The sequence below is a fragment of the Myroides injenensis M09-0166 genome, from assembly GCF_000246945.1.
Classification (GTDB): domain Bacteria; phylum Bacteroidota; class Bacteroidia; order Flavobacteriales; family Flavobacteriaceae; genus Flavobacterium; species Flavobacterium injenense.
In genome coordinates this window covers 1-3,268 of the sequence record NZ_BAEX01000145.1, presented here as the reverse complement: position 1 = coordinate 3,268, position 3,268 = coordinate 1, and the positions used below count along the sequence as shown (strand labels likewise).

General features: G+C 30.8%; 2 protein-coding genes. Both read left to right on the top strand.

Annotated elements, in window-relative coordinates:
• Positions 1 to 429 precede the first annotated feature (429 nt).
• Complete coding sequence (ybeY, locus tag RH98_RS14810) at positions 430 to 849, top strand: rRNA maturation RNase YbeY (protein ID WP_010257280.1); 420 nt, start codon at positions 430 to 432, stop codon at positions 847 to 849.
• 38 nt (positions 850 to 887) lie between these two features.
• Complete coding sequence (mnmG, locus tag RH98_RS14805) at positions 888 to 2,765, top strand: tRNA uridine-5-carboxymethylaminomethyl(34) synthesis enzyme MnmG (RefSeq protein ID WP_010257277.1); 1,878 nt, start codon at positions 888 to 890, stop codon at positions 2,763 to 2,765.
• Positions 2,766 to 3,268: the final 503 nt, after the last annotated feature.

Genomic DNA, 3,268 nt, shown 5'->3' with positions numbered 1-3,268 from the left:
TTTGCGTATTCGTTTAGTCCTTCTGATAATTTTCGTTTATTGCAGATAGGGTTGGAGTTTTTTATACTTGCTGTGATTTGCGTATTCGTTTAATCCTTCTGATAATTTTTGATTATCGTAAATAGGGAGGGTGTTTTTTATTCTTGCTGTGATTTGAATATTTGATTATTTCTGCTTGTATTTTTTGTTTATCGCAAATAGGGAGGGTGTTTTTTATTCTTTTTTCTGCATTATATATATCCTATAGGTTATTCTGCTAGTTTTAAATATGAAAATAGAAGAGTCTTTTTTTGTCCTAAGTCCTTAAATAATAGGATAGTATTTTTATTTTATTGTTAAATAATACCATTTTTTAGGTATTTTCTAAGTTTCAGTTTTAATTTTCATTGTACCTTTGCAGGTATTATATTTTTTAATATAAATTTATATATGATTATATTTAACTATGAATCTGATTATCAATTAGATAATGAAGATAAATACGCTGCTTGGATTGAAGAAATAGTTAATTCGGAGGGATTGGAACTAGGAGATATAAGTTATATTTTTTGTAATGATGAATATCTGCATAAAATTAATGTACAATATCTAGATCATGATACTTTTACTGATATTATTAGCTTTGATTATTGTGAGGGTGATGTTGTATCAGGTGATATATTTTTATCAATTGAACGTGTACGTGAGAATGCCGCTTTTTTTAAAGTTGATTTTGACGTTGAATTATTAAGAGTTATGGCTCACGGTGTGCTACATTATTGTGGTTATAAAGATAAAAGTGATGAGGATGAACGTATTATGCGTTCTAAAGAGGAAGAGAAAATGAGATTGTTCCACGTGGAACAATAATCGTAAAAAACAATTTTTTTAACGTTTTATTTCAAGAAATGAGTTTATTTCAAGATGTATATGATGTTATAGTTGTAGGAGGTGGCCATGCTGGTTCTGAAGCTGCCGCTGCCGCTGCAAATATGGGATCTAAGACTTTATTAATTACAATGAGTCTTCAAAATATTGCGCAAATGTCTTGTAATCCTGCTATGGGGGGGATTGCAAAAGGACAAATTGTAAGAGAGATTGATGCCCTGGGTGGATATTCTGGTATTGTTTCTGATAAAACTGCTATTCAATTTAAAATGTTGAATAAATCTAAAGGTCCTGCCATGTGGTCTCCACGTGTACAGTCTGATCGTATGCGTTTTTCAGAAACTTGGAGATTAATGTTAGAGGGGACTCCTAATTTAGATTTTTATCAAGATATGGTAAAATCACTTTTAATTAAGAATAATAAGGTTGAAGGTGTAGTAACTAGTCTTGGTTTAGAAATAAAGGGTAAAACTGTTATCCTTACAAACGGTACTTTTTTAAACGGTCTTATTCATATCGGAGAGAAACAATTCGGTGGGGGTAGAGCTGGAGAGTCTGCTGCTTATGGTATCACAGAGGATTTAGTGCGTGCTGGTTTTACTGCAGGAAGAATGAAAACTGGTACACCGCCACGAGTAGATGGACGATCATTAGATTATAGTAAAATGGAACCTCAACCAGGAGATAATAATCCTGCTAAGTTTTCATATATGGATGTTACTACTCCATTAAAGGAGCAAAGAGATTGTTATATGACTTATACTTCTCCGTTAGTTCATGATTTATTGAGAGAAGGTTTTGACCGTTCACCTATGTTTACAGGTAGAATAAAAAGTATAGGTCCTCGCTATTGTCCTTCTATTGAAGATAAGATTAATCGTTTTGCTGATAAAGAAAGACATCAAATTTTTGTTGAACCTGAGGGATGGAATACTTGTGAGATTTATGTAAATGGTTTCTCAACTTCTTTGCCAGAAGACATTCAATTTAAAGCTTTACGTTCTGTAGCAGGTTTTGAGAATGCTAAAATATTCAGACCTGGCTATGCAATTGAGTACGATTATTTTCCACCTACTCAATTAAAACATACTTTGGAAACTAAATTAGTAGATGGATTATTCTTCGCTGGACAGATAAATGGAACTACTGGATATGAAGAAGCAGCTTCTCAAGGGTTAATAGCAGGAATGAATGCGCACTTAAAAGTTCAAGAAAAAGATCCTTTTATTTTGAGAAGAGATGAAGCATATATAGGAGTATTGATAGATGATTTGATTACGAAAGGGACTGAAGAGCCATACCGTATGTTTACTTCTAGAGCAGAGTATCGAACATTATTACGTCAAGATAATGCTGATTTTCGTTTAACTCCTAAGTCATTTGAGTTAGGTTTAGCTTCTGAAGAGAGATTAAAACGTATGGAATTAAAACGTGATGAGTCAGAAAAATTCGTTGAATTTTTTAAAGAGACGAGTGTAAAACTTGATGAAGCAAATCCTATTTTAGAAGAAAAAGGTTCGTCTTTAATGAATCAACCTGATAAAATGTTTAAAGTTTTTTCACGTCCACAGATTGATTTAGATGATATTTTGCGTTTTAAGAAAGTTAAAGAGTATATTGAAAACCACAATTTAGATCAAGAAATTATTGAACAAGCCGAGATACAAGTTAAGTATTCTGGTTACATAGAGAAGGAAAAGAACAATGCTGATAAGCTTACTCGTTTAGAAGATGTACGTATTCCTGATAATTTTGATTATGATAAAATAGTTTCTTTGTCATTTGAATCAAAAGAAAAACTTAAAAAGATTAGACCAGTTACTATATCACAGGCATCACGCATTAGTGGTGTTACGCCTACAGATATTTCAATCCTTTTAATACATATGGGACGATAGTTTGGTAGAATATTATATTTATAAAGGGGAATGTTCCACGTGGAACATTCCCCTTTTTTAGTATAAAAAACACTTGATAAGTAAGATTAGATGACCATAGCTTTTCAATATAATATCAAAGAGTTAGCTAATTATTTATATTAGATTGTATACTTGAAGTATTAGTTAAATTAATTAGGTGTAGTAATACTTTAAAACTTTATTTAAAAGTTAATCTACTATAGAATACTTTATTGATCTGACTCTCTAGAGAGGGAATATGAAATTATTAGCAATATAATAAGATAGCATATATACCTATTATGATGAAAATAATTAATCTTGTTTTTGGATATTTTTGTAAATATTAGAACAGGTGTATTAAGAATATCAGTTAGAAATATCAGTTAGAAATATCAGTTAGAAATATCAGTTAGAAATATCAGTTAGAAATATCAGTTAGAAATATCAGTTAGAAATATCAGTTAGAAATATCAGTTAGAAATATCAGTTATACTACGTGT